This window comes from Pedobacter caeni (assembly GCF_900129215.1).
Taxonomy (GTDB): domain Bacteria; phylum Bacteroidota; class Bacteroidia; order Sphingobacteriales; family Sphingobacteriaceae; genus Pedobacter; species Pedobacter caeni.
This window is the reverse complement of sequence record NZ_FQUQ01000002.1, coordinates 357,142-376,705: the sequence shown is the minus strand read 5'-3', so window position 1 is coordinate 376,705 and position 19,564 is coordinate 357,142. Positions and strand designations below refer to the sequence as shown.

The window sequence follows — 19,564 nt, the reverse complement described above, 5'->3', positions numbered from 1 at the left end:
GCATTGCACCAAATATAAGCAGCATTAACGGATGTCAGCCCATCAATTTCAAAATATTTAGCCCTTTACCTGCTCAATTTTTTGAATCAAATCCACCAGTCTGGCAGAATATCCCGATTCGTTGTCATACCACCCTACCACTTTAACCATATCCCCCACAATAGAGGTAAGCTGTGCATCAAAAATGCAAGAGTGTGGATTGTCTAAAATATCAACGGAAACAATCGGATCTTCTGTATATTCCACTAAAGCTTTCATCTCATTTTCTGAAGCTTTTTTAAACGCTGCATTAATTTCTGCAATGCTTGCAGGGGATTTCAAAAGACAGGTAAAATCAGTTAAAGACCCATTCAGCACCGGAACTCTGATCCCTGCTCCTCCTAATTTACCTTCCAGATGAGGAAAAATATTGGTGATTGCTTTTGCAGCACCTGTACTTGTCGGAATGATAGAAGCAGAAGCTGCCCTTGCCCTTCTCAAATCTTTATGCGGACCATCATGGAGGTTCTGATCCCCTGTCATGGAGTGAACAGTGGTAATGTATCCTTCCAGCACGCCCCAGTTGTCATCTAATATTTTTACCATTGGTGCCACATTGTTTGTGGTACAGGAAGCATTGGAAAGGATGGAACTTTTTAAATCGATGGCTTCATCATTTACCCCAAGCACCACCATAGGAATGTCTTTATCCGAGGCCGGTGCAGAGATCAACACTTGTCTGGCACCTGCCTGTAAATGTTTGCCTGCTCCTGCCCTGCTGATAAATTTTCCTGTAGATTCCAGAACCAGGTCAATTCCCAGTTCTCCCCATGGAAGTTCTTCAGGATTCGCTTTTGAATACACCTGAATTTTCTTTCCATTAATAATTAAGGCATCCGATTCAAAAGAAATTTCTCCTTTAAACCCTCTGTGTACCGTATCATATTTAAACAGGTGTGCCAGCGTTGCCGGATCACCTAAATCATTGATGGCAACAACATTGATGTTTTTCTCAATCGCCCTACGTAAGAATATACGGCCAATTCTACCAAAACCATTAATTGCTATATTCATTTCTATCTGTTGTTTTGTTGGTTCTGCAATTCAGAATGCCCCTCGGCCTTTTAAATTACGGCGCAAAAGTACCTATATTCTTTATAGGAGCAGTACAAATTCCGGATAGAATATTAAAAATTACGCAACGATTAACTTCCTCTGATATTCAGGGTATCCCTAAGCAGGACATCCCTTAAGCGGTATTTTTTATCAGCCATTTTCCGGATCAGAAAAGTGAGCAGTCCATTTGACAAAATACAAATCAAAAACAACAGAAAGATCAGTGTAAAACTACCAAGATGCCGGAGCAGTAAGGTCAGTCCCAACATACTGACATTAAAAGCAAATAAGCAAAGGACCACCTGCCGGTCTGTATATCCTAATAATTTCAGACGATGATGGACATGATTTCTATCCCCTTTAAAAGGAGGCTTTCGATGCAATAAGCGGATCAAAAAGACCCGCAGACCATCGAATACCGGAACGATCAGTACCGAAATCGCTATCGCCATCGCTGCATCAGCAGTAAGAAGAACAATACCTCCTGAATTTAGCAGCTTCATGAACCTTAATGCCATCAATCCGGAAATCAACCCGGTTACCATGGCCATTGCATCTCCCATAAATATTCTTGCCGGAGAGAAGTTGTATAACAGGAAACCTGCGAGTGATCCGGACAGGGTAAAGGCGATTGCAGCATAAGTATGGTCTTGTCCGATGAAGAGTATCACACCAAAGAAAAGATTTACAAAAACACCTAAAGTTGCAGCCAGACCGTCCAGACCATCGATCAGGTTAAAGACATTCATGAGCAATACCAGGAAGAAAACGAGAAAAGCCAAATCCGGGCGAAAGCCCGGATCCAGATCAACCATCACAGGTTCATTATGCCCCCCGTATAAAACCAGCGTCACTGCACATAACAATTGCACAAAAAACTTCAGAAGCGGACTGATTCCGCAAACATCATCACTCAAACCGAGCATAAACAAAAGGAAGCAGGAAGCCAGAAAGAAAAGCATTTTCAGATCTGCCTTTAAACCCAGAAACAACAATACAGGAATAAATACCCCTGTGAAAATGGCGATCCCCCCAAGCCTTGATATCTGTTGTTCATGCTTTTTCCGGTAAGCATCAAGCTCATCAAACAGGCCTAACAGAGCAGATAAACGAATCACGACCGGCAACAATAGCACTACAAGCAAGAAACTGAAGATAAAATAGCCAATACATTCCATGTGCATCCAATTAAAAAAACTGTCTTACTTTTCTGAGCTTTTTCAGCAGCAGTACGAAAAAAGGATAAGGGATTTTATGGGCAGCTAAAGCCTTATAATCATAAACTGCTGCACGGCTTATTTTCCGGAAAGACCCGTTACTCAATCCACCAAGCCTCATATTTACCAGAACCTTATTCAGAAATACGGCTTCAATCCGGTTGCGGTAGAAATACCTCAATATCAACTCATAATCCGCGCAGGTGCCATAATCCAGGGAATATCCCCCTAAGGAACAAAACAGGGCTCTTTTTAAAAAAAGGGAAGGATGTGCGGGCATCCATCCATACCTCAGGTCTTTCCTTTGATAAGCTTTAGAAACCCATTTCCTTCGCAACTCAGAGGGCCAGCGCCTCTGTATGAAATTCACATTTCCATAGACCCCCTCACACTGATGTTTTTTAAAGCAGGCTGCCACTTCAGTAAGGATGCCCGCATCGGGAAAATAGTCATCCGCGTGCAATACCCCTACAACCTCTCCGGTAGTTAGTGCAATCCCCTTATTTAAGGCATCATACAGGCCCCTGTCTTTTTCAGAACAGAAATAAGAAATGTGCTTCAGATGCTTATTGATGACAGAAACCGTCCCATCCGTTGATCCCCCGTCAACTACAACATACTCTATAGAAAGATAGTCCTGAGCAGCCACCGATAAGATACATTGTTCAATAAACTCCACGTTATTAAAAACAACTGTAACCACACTTATTTTCATTATTCTTTAATATATATAAAACCAAATATACTTAAAATAATCAACAGTTAATTAATATCACTAATAAATAATTAAATATTTAAACCACAGCTTAACAAAAGTATGCCGGCACAAAAAAAACCGGAAAAAAATTCCGGCAGACACATGAAAAACGGCCTGAAAGAATAACTTCCGGGCCGCTTTTCATTACATAGGTATGAAGATTAATTGTCTTCCGATTTCAGGAAAGACCTCATCTGTGTTTCCAGCTCTGCGTGTTCAGTCAGCCATTTTTCAACAGCAGCCTTCTCCTCATTGCTACTTTCCATAGCAGCCATTAATGAACCCAATTCAGCATCATCCAACTGAAAATTTCTAAAGAATGCCGTCACCTGAGGGTTTGCGGTTACAAAATCCTTATTCGCTACCGTCTGTATAGATTCCACTGCACCAAAAACACCTTTAGGATCATTCAGGAATTTAAGTTTATAAGTACTGAAAATATAGTGTGGCGCCCAACCGGTAATCACGATAGGTTGTTTTGCATCAATGCTTTTCTTCAATATCGCCAGCATCGCCGCCTCACTTGCAGACTGCAGTTCCAGTTTCAAACCATAATCCTTAACCGCAGCTTCGGCCTTATTCATGATTCCTGCACCAGCATCGATGCCCACAATCTTACCATCAAACATCGCTGCATTGGCATTTAGTTCCGCTATGCTATTGATCTTTACATAGTCGGGAACCACCAGACCGATTCTTGCGTTTTTAAAATTGGTGCCCAGCATTTCCAGCTTAGCCCCAAATTTATCCAGATATTCTTTGTGCGTTACCGGCATCCAGGTATCCAGAAACACATCAGCATCCCCTCCTGCTACTGCAGCAAACACTGGTGCTACATCTGCATTTTTCAAGTCTACAGTATATCCTTCTCTTTCCAGCAGGACTTTAGACAAATGCGTCATCGCTACTCCCTCTGCCCAGTTTACATAGGCTATGGTTACTTTTTTATCATTTACAGTATTTCCACAGGAGTAAACCATCCCGATGGTCAATGCGATTAATATTCCGCTGATTATTTTTTTCATGGTATGTTGTTTTTTATTTGTTGATGATCAATTTATACGCTGACCAGCCTACGCGTTTATCTTTTTCACTGGCCCGAAAGATTGAGTAATACGGTCGAGGATTACTGCGAGAATTACAACTGCAATCCCACCTTCAAAGCCTAAACCGATTTTCAGTTGCGTGATCCCTTTAAGTACCACTTCACCTAAGCCACCTGCAGCAATCATGGCAGAAATCACCACCATAGAAAGCGCCATCATAATGGTTTGATTTACTCCTGCCAGGATGGTCGGTAATGCCAGAGGCAATTCTACTTTAAACAGCAATTGTCGGGGTGTTGCCCCGAAAGAGCGCGTCGCTTCCACGATATCTTTTGGCACCTGACTGATGCCCAGTGTAGTTAAACGTACTGCCGGAGGCATTGCAAAGATCACGGTAGCAAAGGCTCCCGGAACCTTTCCAAGTCCAAAGAACAGTACAGCAGGAATCAGGTAAACGAAAGCTGGCATGGTTTGCATCAAATCGAGCACTGGTCTGATCAGTTTTCCCGCCATGGGTGTTTTTGCCGCCCATATCCCCAAGGGAATGCCCATTAACAAGGCTATAAAAGCCGCAGATAAGATCAATGCCAATGTTGCCATGGTTTGTGCCCAATACCCCATTCCCCAGATCAGGGTTAAGCCCAAAAGCGTAAACAACATCAGTCCCCATCCTGTCCTTTTCCAGGCCAGAAATGCAATTAATGCAATGACCACATAAAATGGGGGGAACATCAGGGTCCACTCCACAGCATTCACTACAGACTCTACCACTACTTTGATGACCTGAAATAAAGCGCCAAAATGAAGGGTAAGCCAGTTTATAAATTGTTCTATATAAGTTCCTATATGTATCATACTATATTATTTCTTTTTGAAGGTTATCAATTGTGTTTCCTGTAACATTTTCCCAGCTCGCTCCTGTAGTTTCGATCAGTAAAGAAGTCTGCGCAACGATCCCGATCAATTTGTTTGTCTCGATATCCACAATCGGAACTGCTCTTCCATTTTCTGCAATGAAAGGGAGCATCTGTTCTACGGTCGTTTCCGGATAAGCCACTGGAATATCTTTAATGATGGCCTTTTCGATGGTATGTTCTCCTTTGGCTTTCAGTTCGAGGATATCTTTCAGGTATACAAAACCCAGAAAATGTTTATCCACCGAAACCGCCGGTAAAGAGGTAAGTCCGGAAGAACGCATCTTGCGCAAGCTTCCTTCCACCCCATCTTTTCGCAGAATAGCTACCGTTGGCTTTTCAAACATCAGACTGGCCGCTGTAATGATCGACTTACGGTCTACCTTCTCTACAAATGAAGACACATAATCCGTTGCCGGGTTCGTTAATATATCTTCAGGGGTCCCTATTTGTATCACTTCTCCATCTTTCATGATTGCTATGCGATCTCCAAGACGAATGGCCTCATCGAGATCATGTGTAATAAAAACAATAGTCCGGTGCATTTTTTCCTGCAATTCAATCAGCTCGTCCTGCATTTGCGTGCGGATTAAGGGATCCAGTGCTGAAAAAGCCTCATCCATTAACAGAATTTCCGGGTCATTTGCCAATGCCCTTGCCAGGCCTACACGCTGTTGCATTCCTCCAGACAGTTCGCCCGTGTGTTGATTTTCATATCCATTCAGGCTGACCAGATCGATCACAGTTTTTGCCTTTTCTTCACGTTCCTTTTGAGGGATATCCTGCAATTCCAGTCCGAAAGCCACATTTTCAAGCACCGTACGGTGAGGCAAGAGTCCGAAATTCTGGAATACCATGGCCATTTCTTTACGGCGGACTTCCTGTAACTCTTTATCTCCCAAACTTGTGATGTTCCGTTGATTTAAGATCACATTTCCTGATGTTGGCTCTATTAATCGGTTCAGGCAACGTAATAAGCTGGACTTACCACTTCCTGATAATCCCATGATCACAAAGAATTCTCCTTGTTCAATATCAAAACTGGCATTTTTTACTGCTACAGTACAGCCTGTTTCTTTAAGGATCTCCGCTTTGGTTTTCCCTTGCTTCAATAATGAAAGTGCCTCCTCTTTTTCCTTTCCGAATATGAGTGTGAGGTCTTCTATCTTAAGTTTAGACATGTCTTTATATGTTAGATGTTAGATGTTAGAAATAATAGCCGATATTGATGTTAAACCGGCTATGCCATTTTGAGTCTGCATTGCCCGAGGACAATCCATTTTGCCATTCCGGGCCTAACCAGGGTTGATTGTTCCCTGCTGCCCAGTCTATATAAGTCACCAGATTGCCGGCAGTGACCATTCCACCCAATACATTCATTTGGGAATCGGTATATCCGGCCTGTGGCTTACTCATGTAAGAATAGTTTTCATAAAAGGTAACCCCTGTCACCGGACCCAATTTTAAAGGTACCGTATAGGCAAAAGATGCGGTATGCAACCAGGCTTTAGTGGCTACTTCATACGCCGACCCATAAGCAGCAAGGCTGAGTACATCTTTATACTGTGCGGAATCCGCCAAATGATATTGGTAATACATCGACTGAAGTTTCACATTCAGTTTCCCAAAGTTGAGGTCTGTATGTATCGCCGCGGCCCATCTTGAACCCATTTGCCCTGTAGGAATGTTATATACTCCTCCAAGCATTCCGGAGATGCCAATGCGTTTATTGTCCGACAGCAGGTATTCTGTTTTCAGGTTTCCCTGATTTACTTCTTTGTTTCTGCCGGCAACATCGTAGGAATATCTGGAAGGATCAATTTCCGTTTTATCGCCAAAATCCAGCTCCATTGCATTTTTGAAGAAGGCAAGATCATAAGACCATCGTTTGCTGTGTTGGTGAAACCTTATTCCCATGGAGGCTTTATCTTCAAAGCCGAGGTAATAAGGCAGGTTAAAAAACCAGTTGTGAGAGTTATAAGTGGTATTACCGAAGGGATTCTGAACGAGTCCGATGGCCAGATTGGTACTGTCGTTGAAATGATAGGTTAAATAACCGTCCTTTAAAAAGCTTCCTCCTGAGGATTTGGCATAAAACCGATATTCTGCATGAAAATCAAGTTTTTTATACGAGGCGTCTGCATTGACCCGGAACATATCGAGTCCGAAATCTCCTCCTCTTTTTACCTGCTCTTTCTTCCAGGAAGAGAGGTTATAGTTGAACCGCAATGCACCTCCGATCCTGAGGCTGGGTTGGTCTGACCGTATGGGGACCGACACTGTGTCGGGTATTGTTCTTACCGTATCCTGGGCTAAAGTTGTGGCTAATGGGACAACTATAAATAGCACTAAACAGCCTATAAGCTGTGTGAATTTTACCATAATAAAGTTTAATACAGGCCCGCTTAATTGCTGCTTGTAATAAAATGCTTTAAATAAAACATTATAATGAATTCCAGGGAGTCAATTCCCTTAGGCATTTAAACAGATATTGTGCTGTTTTCTTAAAAAGAAAATAACGCGCAGATGGCGTAAGAACAGCAAAGGTTTAAATTAAAAACAATGCAAAGGTAAGAAAAAATAAGCAATAAACCAAGTTTCTATCAGAAATGGCACTCCGGAGAGGGCCTTCTTACCATATAAAATACTACTTTTGCAATGCTTAAACATCAAATGTAATCACATGAATTTAGAGCACCTGGCCAAACAACTGGCCTTCATCCACGAAATCGACAAACTCAAGTACATTCAACGCAAAACCCGCCTTTTTAACAGTCAGCGGAACGAAAACGATGCAGAGCATAGCTGGCATCTCGCCATGATGGCCATGGTCCTGGCCGAACATGCCAACGAAAAAGTAGACATTCAGAAAGTCGTAAAAATGCTGCTCATCCATGACATTGTAGAAATTGATTCGGGAGATGTCTTTTTATATGATACCACGGCAAATCATACCAATACTGAAGCAGAAAGAATTGCTGCCGAAAGAATTTTCGGCCTTTTACCAGATCAACAGAAAGAAGAATTTATTTCAGTCTGGGAAGAATTCGAAGCAGGAGAAACCGCTGAAGCCCGGTTTGCCAAATCAATGGACAGACTGGAACCGATCCTTCAAAATGTATCCAACGAGGGAGGCACCTGGGCAGAATACGATGTAAAGTACGAAACCGTCATTAAGAAATCCAGCGGGATTCAGCGTGGCTCCCAGATACTATGGAATCACACACAGGTACTTTTCGAAGAAAGCATTGAGAAGGGAATATTAAAGAAGAGTTAACAATCCCTTATAAATCCACCCATCCCAGGTCCTGATATATTCTTTGAAAATATTATTTTTGACAGAAATATTGAGTAAAATCTTAAATTAAAAACACATGCAAGAGAGCAATTCACTAAATCAGGTAGCAGAATTTCATAAAACATTTAAACATCCGATTAAAGATGTTCCCGGTATCCCTGCTAAAGAAAGATGCAACCTAAGGGTTTCTCTTCTCGCTGAAGAGTTGAATGAATTGAAACAGGCGGTTGAAGAAAATAACCTGGTTGAAATCGCAGATGCCTTATGTGACCTGCAATATGTGTTATCAGGAGCCATTTTAGAATTCGGACTGGCAGATAAATTTAAAGCACTTTTTGATGAGGTTCACCGTTCAAACATGAGCAAGGCCTGCAAATCGGAAGAAGAGGCGAATGAGACGATCCAACATTACAGGAACAATCATCAATGTAATGCTTATCATAAAGAAGAAGATTCCTTATTCCTGGTCTACAGATCCAATGACGATAAGACCTTAAAGTCTATTAATTATTCTCCGGCGGATCTTAAAAGCATCATTTATTAAAAACCGTTCAGGCAGGAAACCAAAAACTTTCTGATCAAACCTTGATAAAGAAGCAGGATCTTTTAAAAAAGATCCTGCTTCTTTATTTTCAGGTCTGGCATAGACTTCAGACTTATTCGAATAATAACCGGTTCTCCACAAACAATCCCTGATTACAGACGGATATTAAAATGCCCCGGAAAACCTAAAAAATAGATTGTAATTTAAAATCCGCAACCAAAATTCAGATCAGATGTTAAGAATACTTTTTTGCTGCTTGTTATTAAACCTGTTTTCCACTCAGTCCTTTTCTCAAAAGTTATTTCTCAAAAAGATGCCTCCAAAGGAAACAGCGGCCATCAGTTTTTCTGAGCCCGTAAATAGTCTGATATTTTTCGGATCAGATGATGGCAGCAGTAAATATCAGAAACACAAAAAGCACCGTAAAGAAGTACACGCTTATTTTGGGGCGGTCTACTCCAGCTTACCAATATTCAACATTGATGAACAGAAAGTCGTAGCTTATCACAATCAATCAGGACCGTTTTTCTTTTATCGTCCCAATACAAAAAAAGCCTACGGAATGCTGATCTCAAATGGAAAAGATCAGCCAATTCTGGTGACTCAACCAGACCAGTATATGAAAACAATAAAAACCTACCTGAACATCAGCTCTGCTGATGACCTCGTTCCGAAAACGCTGGATCGCAAAAACAGCATCGGTTTACAGGAAGAAATAAAACAGATTCTGGCATCAAAATTCCTACCCGACGGGAATTATGCAGCTCAACTGATTAAAAACGCCAATACGATCCATTATTTAAGCCAGTCCAAAAAATATATCCAATGCAATTGTCCGGAAAGAATTACAGAGATGTTCAAGGATAGCCTGATGAAAGAGAAGATGCCTAACCATAGTACATACCGCTATAACGATAAAAATCAGGTATTGGAAATGAACCATTTTTATGAAGGAAAATTGAGTTATAGCCTAAAATACAGCATAGACAACTCAGGCCTGATCAGGAAACTGGTATCCAGCGATGGGTCAACCAGCTCAATCACTCAGTTTGTTTACGAAAAAGACAGGTATCATACCGTACAAATTGAAAACGGCCAGCCTTATAGTTTTGAAACCTTTTACTTCAACGACCAGAAACAATGTGTCAGGAGATTTTCCAGAGGAGCTGACCCTACTTCAAGCAGCAATACAGATTATATCTTTGATAAACACGGACGCCTCATCAGAGAAAGCAGCACAAGCTCAGAAACCATTTATCAGTATAAAAACGAAACAGACGATCTTTACAGCAGATCCGATTTTTATAGCCTGAATCCAAAAACACTGAATTCGCAAAATGAGCTCATCTGGGAAAGCCCTGAGCGGCAAATCTATCTGGGAAGAGACAAAGATCAGCAGCAATTATTTAAACAGGTAACCATTACAGGAAAAGATGGTAGTCTTAAATCTTATTTTTATGATAAAAATGATCAGCTAACCTCAGTTACCATCATTTCCTGCAAACCATGACCATAACAAGTTAAAGTTCTACTTTATATTTTCCCGGAGTAACTCCATATTTCTTTTTAAAGGCGGTGGTAAAATGCGTGCAATTTTTATAGCCGGCGTATTCACTGATTTCTGAAATGCTCTTCTCTCCTTCCGACAACAGGCGTTTTGCCTCTTCCATCTTCAGATCGCTCAACATTCCAAATACCGTAGTCCCGAACACTTCTTTGAAGCCTTTTTTGAGCGTAAACTCATTGGTCCCGATTTCAAGTGCCAGCCGGCGCAGGGAATGTACTTCATTTGCCCTGGTAAAAATAATGTCCCTGGCATGGTGCATTTTCTCCATGTCCGCAGGTTTTAAGGAACAAAAGGAGTTGCAATCATGAAAGGCAAACTGCTCCAGTTGGAGCAGCAACAACTCTACAACCTTAGCTTCCAGGTACATTCTTTTATACATTCCTTCTTTCTTACAATCCAGCATACTGCGGATCAGAGAAACCATTGCCGGTGTAATCGGCATATTGTGCCGCCCCAGCATTGCAGGATTCTGCTGATTGATCTCCTGAATAAAGTTTGTAAAGATCTCCGTATCTGCAATGAACTTCTTAAACAGCGGGATCGACAGATTTATTTCCAGCACCTGGGTACTCATGGTATTAAAATGCAGGTTTCCTTTAATCCCGGGAACGTAAATGATGTTATGATGATTGCTATTGAACTCGTAACGCATGCGATTACTTCCAGAAATATTGGTCAGCGTATTTCCTGACAGGTCAAAATGCATCTCTACGGTTTCAAAATCACTTTCAAAATTAAGGATCGTCTGCTGCTTTAACCTCAGGTCCCCATATGCAATATGAACACCTTCAAAAAAGATCTCCCGGTAGCTGCCTGTTCCACCAAAGCATTCCAGCGAGGTTGTCCGCTCTACAATCGGTTCACCAAGATAGTGGTAGTTGTCTGGAAAGGCATGCTCCATTGTCATATCCTGGAGGTCGGAAAAATTCAATGTGATCTTCATAATTTATTCCTTTTAGCGTCATTTTTATTCCCGAAATCGTAATCCCCAACGAGAACAGGAAAGTAGTTTTGCGCCATAAAACTACACTTATTTAGAATCAATCTAAAACATATGATTAAAAAAGTACTCGTATTCAGCTTATTTATTTTTTGTTTATCCCGGGCCAATGCCCAAAAGGGGGGAGAAATCAATGGATACATCCATACTGAAGACAATCAGGCTGTTGCCGGAGCAATTATACAAATTAAAGAATTAAAACTGGAACGAAGCAGTGACAAAAACGGCCGCTTTTCTTTCAATCTTATGCCTGGAAGCTATACCATCTTTGCCATCCACATGGGCTACCATACTGAAAGTTATAAAATTTCCGTTAAAGCAGGAGAAACCGCTCAGCTGGACATCAACTGTAAACATCAGCCGATACAATTAGATGCAGTCACCGTTACTGCCGAAAAACGCGAAAACCTCTTACAGAAGGTACCAATGGCGGTTTCTGCTTTAAGCGGGAAACAGATTCAGGAAAGAAACATCAGGGAAATGGGGGATCTCGTTCTCGCAGTCCCGAATCTGATGTCAATGAACATCGGCTCTCCTTCGCTCAATATCATGTCTATCCGTGGCGTGCTGACCTTTTCTCAGGATCCTGTAGTTGGAGTTTACATAGATGGAGTTCCTATGTTTGATGGCTATTCTGCCAGTGTTCAAATGCAGGATATCGAGCGTGTAGAAGTACTCAGAGGTCCACAAAGCACACTTTATGGAAGAAACGGGCTCGGTGGAGTCATCAACCTCATTACCCGCAAGCCAGACAATAATTTTCATGGTTTTGCAGAAGCAGGGATTGGCAATTACAACGCTCAACGCTACAATATTGGCTTATCCGGCCCCTTGATTAAAGATAAACTCTTTGCAGGAATCTCAGGTTTATATGATACACGTAAAGGCTATTTCCACAACCAGTATGATGGCAGAAAGTTCGACAGGCCCGAAACCTATAATGGCAACTTCTACCTGAAGTATCTGGCCAGCGACAAGCTTTCTTTCACCTTCAATGCAAAGGTAGAGCATAACGATGTCCCCGGAGCTTTCCCCTATGTTCCAGGAGCAGAAAAAGCCCTGAAAAACCCTTATGTCATCAATCAGAACGGAACAAACCTGGAGAAAAGAAAATTGGTTACCTCCTCATTGCAAGCCTTATACCGGACCAATGGTATAGAATTGTCTTCCGTAACAGGCTATACCTATCTCAGCGATACCTATAAAGACTATGATATTGATTATGACACCTACAATGCCATGTCATTTGAGGTACCCAGAGCACCGCAAAACACCCTTACTCAGGAATTTAAAATCGTAACGGACAGCAGGAAAGCATTAAAATTCACAGGAGGCATATTTGGCTTTATAGATCGGAAAGAAGGCAATACCATTTACCTCACCGGTCCTGACATGCCACCCTCAAAAGATCCAAACGCCCCGCTTCCGCCATACGATTCGGCGACAGATACCGACCGGAAAATTTATGGTATTGCGGCCTATACCAACCTTTCCTATGCCTTGAGTAGTCAATGGGAACTAACAGCAGGTCTGAGGTATGATTACGAAAAGAGAAACATGAGTTATATCCAGGGCTTTTTTAAGGCCCCAAACCCATGGATGTATCAGCCTGAAGCAAAAATAAAAGGTCATAATGGTGCTTTTTCTCCCAAGCTGAGCATTTCCTATAACCCCGAAACAGACCTGTTGCTTTATGCCACTTATTCCCGTGGTTACCGTTCCGGTGGATTTAATGCCTACACGCTTGATGCCAGCAGGTTAAACTATAAACCCGAATACACCAACAATTATGAAATCGGTTTTAAATCAGAATGGCTGGATAAACGCCTGAGGGCCAATGTTGCACTCTTCTACACACGTTGGAAAGATCAGCAACAAACGCTTACTGTACCCGAAAACCTGATAGACAACATCGGCGAGTTGACAAACAAGGGTGGAGAACTTGAATTAACAGCACTTCCTGTAAAAGGACTGGAAGTCAACTACAATATCGGTGTGGTCCATACCCGTTATGAAAAACTACTACTTCCTGTTTCGAAGACAGAAAACAAGGACTTTGTTGGCAACAAACAGATTTTCACTCCAAGTTTCACTTCTTCATTATCTGCCACCTATCGTTACTATGCAAATGACCAGACCAGTTTTTATGTCATCCCTGAATGGAAATATTTCGGAAAGCAATACATGACCTACTATAACGACCTGACTCAAAATGCTTTCAGCCTGATCAACATTTCTGCAGGCATTAAATACAGGAAGTTTGAGTTGAGCTTATGGGCCAAAAACATAGGGGAAGCAAAATATCTTTCTTTTGCTTACGCCACTCAAACCGCAGCAACTACCCCGGTATTAATCGGCAATCCAAGGACTTACGGAAGTTCCCTAAAAGTAAGGTTCTAAGTATAGAAATCAGCAAATCACCTTTTAAAAAGAAACAAAATGCAACTTAATATAGAGAACCTTACCAAAACCTATTCCAACGGAAAACAGGCTTTAAAGAATGTGTCGCTCCAAATAGGGACCGGCATGTTCGGCCTCCTTGGTCAGAATGGTGCAGGTAAATCAACCTTGATGCGAACGATTGCTACTTTACAGGATGCAGACTCAGGAAGCATCCATCTGGATGATATTGATGTCTTAAAGGATCCTGCTGCAATGCGTAGAATTCTGGGCTACCTTCCCCAGGATTTTGGCGTATACCCCAATGTATCCGCAGTAGAAATGCTCAATCATATTGCAGAGATGAAAGGACTGAACAATGCGGCAGAAAGAACAACATCAGTAAATGAATTGCTCCACAGGGTGAACCTCTATGAGGTCCGAAAGAAAAAACTCAGCACTTATTCCGGAGGAATGAAGCAACGCTTTGGCATTGCCCAGGCTTTACTTGGCAACCCAAAAATCATTATTGTCGATGAGCCTACTGCTGGTCTCGATCCATTGGAGCGCAACCGCTTCTACAACCTGCTCAGTGAAATCGGAGAAAACACCATCGTAATCCTCTCCACCCACATCGTGGAAGATGTTTCTACCCTTTGCAACGACATGGCCATCATCGGAAATGGAGAAGTGATCAAATCCGGTAAGCCCTCCGACATAGAAAATGAACTTAGTGGCCGCCTTTGGGAAAAACAGATTGAGAAACAGGAACTCCCGTTTTATCAAAAAGCAATGAACATCATTTCCAACCGCTTCCATTCCGGAAAACTCATCATTACGGTACTGGCGGATTCGCCTCCGGACCTAAGTTTTGAACCAAAAAAGCCTTCCCTGGAAGACAATTATTTTCAATTGATCGCTAGTGATTTCACCCCGCAAAACGTATAAAATATGTTCTCTACTATTTTCAGTTTCGAGCTGAAGCAACATTTCAAAAAGCCCTTTACCTGGATTTTCTTATTGTTGATGATTGCACAGGGCCTTTATTACATGAGGCATACCGGAGAGTTCTTTGGTGCGGATAAAACCTATGCAAATGCCCCGGCCATCCTCTATACCGTTTTGGCAGGAATCGGTTATATCGGCTTCATCGTAACCGCTATTCTGGGAGGAACGGCACTTGCCAAAGACCTGGATTACCGTACTTCTTCCCTGCTTTATACCACCAGGGCCAGTCAGCAGTCCTTCTTTTGGGGAAGATACCTTGGCTCGATCACCATACTCCTGTTGTTAAATGCAGGCTACCTGCTTGGGATCATTTTATACAGTTATCTTCCTGTTGCCAATCTCGGTCCCTTATCATGGAATGCGATACTGAAAGCGGTATTGTTTGTTTTTCTACCCAATATCTTTGTGATCTATAGCTTATGTTTTTCCGTTTCCGTTTTTACGCGGAGTGCAAAAACCGCCTACGGAATTTCTCTTACGGCGATGCTGTTGATGATTTTCGCGGAGACTTCCTTTAACAACAATGCCAGTGTTGTCCTGGCTGATCCCACTGCCTTTTCAGTTTTACATGCCCAGTTAGAGCATTTCTCTCCTGCTCAGAAGAACAATTATTCACCGGGTTTTTCTGGTTATCTGTTTTACAACAGGTTGATCTGGATCAGCATTGGAATGCTTTCTCTTTTGATTGCTGCAAGAAAATATTCTTTCAATAAGTTCGGGGCAAAGAATGAGGGTAAAAGTAAAACAAAGATACAGGATGTCCCCCGGCTTCTTACAACACCTGTTTTACATACAGAACCCCTCTCTAAGGTCAGTCAACACTTCTCTCTTTCTTCAGCAATCGGCAAAGCCTTTTCACTTTCCTGGCTGGAATTTAAGAGTGTAGTAAGGCCATTGGGATTTAAGATCTTCCTCGGCATGTTGCTGATTATTTATGTGTGTTATATCGCCGTCTGGCAGCAACAATACTATTCCGCTGCCCCAACCCTACCCGTCACCATTGAAATTACCGGGGTTACCCTCCCGCTCTCTTTTTATTTTCTGATGTTTATCATCATCAATACAACAGAATTACTGTTTAAAAACCAGAGCACCGGTTTCTGGCAGATTGGCGATGCGCTTCCCCTGCCCACATGGGTTACTGTGACCTCCAAAATCATGGCAATGCTGGGGGTGGCATTACTCGTTACCACCTGCTTAATGTTATTCGGGATGCTCGTTCAGGCCTTAAAAGGCTATCATCATTTTGAGCTTGAGGTATACTTCAACGACCTCTTTATCCGCTGGATTCCCAAATACCTCACTTACATTTTTCTATGTGTCTTTGTGGCCGGAATCACTGCAAACCGATATGCCACACACTGGATCAGTATTTTGATCCTCATCATTAGCGTGATTTTACATGAAATAGAAGTGATTGAACAAAACAGGTTGAATTTTATGTTCTCACCCGGATCAGCGATGAATACAGACATGAACGGCAATGGCATTTTTTCGCTTTCCCATGCCTGGTTCATGACTTACTGGACCTCATTCGGCCTTGCGATTTTCTCTATCGGGCTATGGCTATGGCAACGTGGTACCCCTTCCGGTCTGGGAAAAAGAATATTAAAAAAAGGAAAATTCAGCCCTGTTCTTTTATTGCTTTTCGTCCTCGGATGTGCAGGTTTCTTTTACTGTCACCATATCATTTACCAGACCGTAAATATAGAGAACAAGTTTCAGGCGAAAGCAGAGGAACGCAACGAGCAGGCGCTTTATGAAAAGACCTATCTGCGTTACCGGTCATCTCCTCAGCCAAAAATCCTGAATCTGGAACTTCAGCTGGAGCTATATCTGGAAAAAAGAAGTTTAACCTACAACAGCAGTTTAAAATTAAACAATCCAACCCATCAGCCCATAGACACCTTACACATAGAATGGATGGATTTCTCGGTCATTGACCAGCTCAGTATTCCAGGTTATACACTTAAGCTGGTTAAAGCAGATCAGGAACTAAGGCACAACAGCTATCTTTTGAGCCATCCCCTTCTGCCGGGTGATCAAATGACATTAAACATCAAGGGGAGCCTGCATTATCAGGGATTCACGAATGATGATCCACAAAAAGAATTAACCTTCAACGGAACATTTCTTTCTCAGGACCTCATTCCTTATTTTGGTTATGATGACCGAAGAGCATTAAAGCTCAACAAATACCGGGTCGAGAACGACCTGAAAAAAATCAGCTCCCGTTTGCCGGAAGTCAAGGACCCTCTTGCTGCAACACAGTCGTTTGCATCCACACAGGCAGATCGTATGAATTATACCTTAAACATCAGCACCACTGCTGATCAGACGATAGTGGCACCAGGTTTATTGAAAAAAGAATGGAAAAGGGACGGTCGTCATCATTATCAGTTTGTTTCTGAAAAACCTGATGTTTTCAGTTTTCATATCCTGTCGGCAAAATATGCTCAAAAGAAAGAAACGATACAGATCGCAGGGAAGACGCTTAACATAGAAATCTCTTACCATCCTGACCATGCTTACAATGTAAATCACCTGATGCAATCTGCAAAGGAAGCCCTTCAGTTTTTAAATAAAACCCTGGGGGCTTATCCTTATCAAACCCTTAAGATCGCAGAAAGGCCGCGTTATGACCAGGATCTTTTCTCCAGCGGCAACCTCATTATTCTGCCTGAAAACCATGGTTGGATCGCGGATATCCGCAGACAGGAGGACTTAGACTACCTGCGCTATATTACTGCAAAACTCATTGCACAACAATATATGCAACAAGCAAATATCAGTCGCACCCAGGGTTTTCCTGTGATTACCCAGTCTATTCCCGGCTACCTGGCTTATCAGCAATTACAACATTTCTACGGTGCAGCTTCTCTTGAAAAACATCTGGAGAAAAGCCACGACCTCTACCTCAAGGGAAGGGCAAAAGAACAAAACACAGAACCGGTCTTAATCAAATCCGATGAAGATGCGGGCTATGTATCCAGTCAGAAAGGAAGTGATGCGCTATATAAGCTCAGCAAACTTACCGGAGAACAGGCCATGAATCAGGCCATCAGTACTTTCCTTAAAGAGAGTAAGGATGCAGCGAAACCAGTTAATGCCTGGTTATTTTATGATTTGTTAAAAACAAGCGTCTCCGGAAAGGACAAACCGATGCTGGTTAAAACTTTTGAAAGCACAGCGGAATAATCAGCTGTGCTTCCATTTTCAATAAAAAGAACGCTCATTTCGAATAAAAAAAACCCGATCAATTATGCAGAACGAAAAAGAAAAACATTTTATCCTGAACGGAAATTTAAAAACAATCCTATGGAGACTCTCCTGGCCTTCGGTTCTGGCGATGGTATTGTATGGTCTCAATAGTTTTCTGGATGGCGTTTTTGTTGGTCGTTTAATGAATAAAGAAGCTTTAGCAGGTGTTGGAATCGCTTATCCCCTGGCTCAGATCACCCTTGGTTTGGGCAGCCTGATCGGCACCGGTGCAGGAACAGCTTTGAGCATCTGGCTGGGCGCAAATGAAAAAGAAAAACTGCAAAAATTAATCGGGACGGTGAACGGAATGAGCGTTCTGCTCTCTCTGCTCGTTTGTCTGCCTTTATATCTTCTTGCGGAACCTCTGGTCCGTCTAATGGGTGGTGCAGGCGATGTGCTGACCTATGGGACTGCTTATTTCAGGATAACCACGATTGGCGCATTGTTCTGGATTCATGGCCTTGCCCTGAACATGGTAATCCGTGGAGAGGGAAAGATGAAAACTGCTGCCTGGATGATTGCCCTCGGCTTAATACTGGACGTCATCCTTAAACCCATCTTTATTAAAAATTTTGGTTGGGGTGTTTCTGGTGCAGCATGGGCAACCAATACAGGAATGCTCTTATATTCTGTCATTGGCCTATGGTATTTTGCCAGGAGAAAATCTTCTTTTATCAGCAAATGGAACAGCCTGAAAATAGATGTACCTATCGCTAAAGAGCTCTTGAAACTCGGTTTACCAGGAATGATATTGACCATCATGACAGTCGTACAAAGTGCAGTGGTATTAAATGCAGTCACCAGATACGGAACATCAGCCGATTTACCTTTTTACACGGTCTGTAACAGAATCCTTTTATTTATGATGATGCCTATCATAGGACTAATGCGTGCTTTACAGCCGGTAAGCGGAATGAATTATGGAGCAGGGCAATACGACAGAGTGATTCGTTCCTATTGGTTATTTGTCTTTTATGGCTTTTGCATCATTGCACCCTTCTGGTTATTTATGACTTTTTTCCCGGCCACGGTGATACTGAGTATGCTTCCAAACTTCGTCATCAGTCCGCAGCAACTGGTTGATTTCAGGGTGTATCTGGCAGTATTGCCTTTCTTACCTATTGTATTTATGTGTTTAGTGACACTTCCTTCCATACAAAGAGCAAAGGAAACTTCATTGATTGCCATGCTCAGACAGGTGTTTTTATATTTCCCACTGATGATCTTTTTGCCAGGGTATTTTGGAATAAGCGCAATTTACTGGGGCAGTACAGCGATTGACATGGTCATGATTGTTCTTGCACTGGTAATTTTAAATCGTTGTTTTAAGCGTTTGCCATTAACCATTCAGACAACGAACTGACCAAACAGGTCAATACACTTTTCCTACGGTTGAACCTGTAATCTATACAGCTCGTCCCTTTTTTCAAGGTGGTCCTATGCCGTTTAGATATTTTCGTCTCATTAAATATCTAAAT

At 42.1% G+C, this 19,564-nt stretch carries 15 protein-coding genes; 7 read left to right on the top strand and 8 right to left on the bottom strand.

Going from position 1 to position 19,564, the window contains the following annotated elements; all coding sequences use genetic code 11:
* Positions 1 to 57: 57 nt before the first annotated feature.
* The 7 genes from gap to BUC20_RS08940 form a co-directional block, all read right to left on the bottom strand.
* Entirely contained in the window at positions 58 to 1,053 is a 996-nt protein-coding gene (gene gap, locus BUC20_RS08970; protein ID WP_073230136.1) for a type I glyceraldehyde-3-phosphate dehydrogenase, read from the bottom strand.
* Between the two features lie 131 nt (positions 1,054 to 1,184).
* Positions 1,185 to 2,273, bottom strand: a complete 1,089-nt coding sequence (locus BUC20_RS08965; RefSeq protein WP_159441079.1) for an MraY family glycosyltransferase — start codon at positions 2,271 to 2,273, stop codon at positions 1,185 to 1,187.
* A 10-nt stretch (positions 2,274 to 2,283) separates the two neighbouring features.
* A complete protein-coding gene (locus tag BUC20_RS08960; protein ID WP_073230135.1) occupies positions 2,284 to 3,027 on the bottom strand; it encodes a glycosyltransferase family 2 protein in 744 nt (247 codons plus the stop codon).
* Between the two features lie 203 nt (positions 3,028 to 3,230).
* Positions 3,231 to 4,094, bottom strand: coding sequence for a glycine betaine ABC transporter substrate-binding protein (locus BUC20_RS08955; protein WP_073230133.1), 864 nt, complete (start codon positions 4,092 to 4,094; stop codon positions 3,231 to 3,233).
* A 48-nt stretch (positions 4,095 to 4,142) separates the two neighbouring features.
* Entirely contained in the window at positions 4,143 to 4,970 is an 828-nt protein-coding gene (locus BUC20_RS08950; RefSeq protein ID WP_073230131.1) for an ABC transporter permease, read from the bottom strand.
* 1 nt (position 4,971) lies between these two features.
* The gene (locus tag BUC20_RS08945; protein WP_073230129.1) at positions 4,972 to 6,210 is read right to left on the bottom strand and encodes a quaternary amine ABC transporter ATP-binding protein; all 1,239 of its coding nucleotides are present in this window, start codon (positions 6,208 to 6,210) and stop codon (positions 4,972 to 4,974) included.
* 25 nt (positions 6,211 to 6,235) lie between these two features.
* Positions 6,236 to 7,411 (bottom strand): hypothetical protein, encoded by a 1,176-nt coding sequence (locus BUC20_RS08940; protein WP_084528712.1) that lies wholly within the window; start codon positions 7,409 to 7,411, stop codon positions 6,236 to 6,238.
* A 301-nt stretch (positions 7,412 to 7,712) separates the two neighbouring features.
* Here BUC20_RS08940 and BUC20_RS08935 point away from each other — a divergent pair, with 301 nt between their 5' ends.
* The 3 genes from BUC20_RS08935 (at position 7,713) to BUC20_RS08925 (ending at position 10,381) form a co-directional block, all read left to right on the top strand.
* Positions 7,713 to 8,306 carry an HD domain-containing protein gene (locus BUC20_RS08935; RefSeq protein ID WP_073230128.1) on the top strand — a complete coding sequence of 198 codons (594 nt, stop codon included), beginning with the start codon at positions 7,713 to 7,715 and terminating at the stop codon, positions 8,304 to 8,306.
* A gap of 97 nt (positions 8,307 to 8,403) precedes the next feature.
* Complete coding sequence (locus tag BUC20_RS08930; protein ID WP_073230126.1) at positions 8,404 to 8,871, top strand: pyrophosphohydrolase domain-containing protein; 468 nt, start codon at positions 8,404 to 8,406, stop codon at positions 8,869 to 8,871.
* A gap of 232 nt (positions 8,872 to 9,103) precedes the next feature.
* Positions 9,104 to 10,381, top strand: a complete 1,278-nt coding sequence (locus BUC20_RS08925) for a hypothetical protein (RefSeq protein WP_143166748.1) — start codon at positions 9,104 to 9,106, stop codon at positions 10,379 to 10,381.
* Positions 10,382 to 10,391: 10 nt separating this feature from the next.
* Here BUC20_RS08925 and BUC20_RS08920 read toward each other — a convergent pair whose 3' ends face one another.
* Entirely contained in the window at positions 10,392 to 11,381 is a 990-nt protein-coding gene (locus BUC20_RS08920; RefSeq protein ID WP_084528709.1) for a helix-turn-helix domain-containing protein, read from the bottom strand.
* Between the two features lie 111 nt (positions 11,382 to 11,492).
* Here BUC20_RS08920 and BUC20_RS08915 point away from each other — a divergent pair, with 111 nt between their 5' ends.
* From BUC20_RS08915 to BUC20_RS08900, 4 genes are all read left to right on the top strand, one after another.
* Positions 11,493 to 13,838 carry a TonB-dependent receptor gene (locus BUC20_RS08915; protein WP_073230122.1) on the top strand — a complete coding sequence of 782 codons (2,346 nt, stop codon included), beginning with the start codon at positions 11,493 to 11,495 and terminating at the stop codon, positions 13,836 to 13,838.
* A 39-nt stretch (positions 13,839 to 13,877) separates the two neighbouring features.
* Positions 13,878 to 14,765 carry an ABC transporter ATP-binding protein gene (locus BUC20_RS08910; protein WP_073230120.1) on the top strand — a complete coding sequence of 296 codons (888 nt, stop codon included), beginning with the start codon at positions 13,878 to 13,880 and terminating at the stop codon, positions 14,763 to 14,765.
* 3 nt (positions 14,766 to 14,768) lie between these two features.
* Positions 14,769 to 18,023, top strand: coding sequence for a hypothetical protein (locus tag BUC20_RS08905; protein WP_073230118.1), 3,255 nt, complete (start codon positions 14,769 to 14,771; stop codon positions 18,021 to 18,023).
* Positions 18,024 to 18,087: 64 nt separating this feature from the next.
* Positions 18,088 to 19,449, top strand: coding sequence for an MATE family efflux transporter (locus tag BUC20_RS08900; RefSeq protein ID WP_073230116.1), 1,362 nt, complete (start codon positions 18,088 to 18,090; stop codon positions 19,447 to 19,449).
* Positions 19,450 to 19,564: the final 115 nt, after the last annotated feature.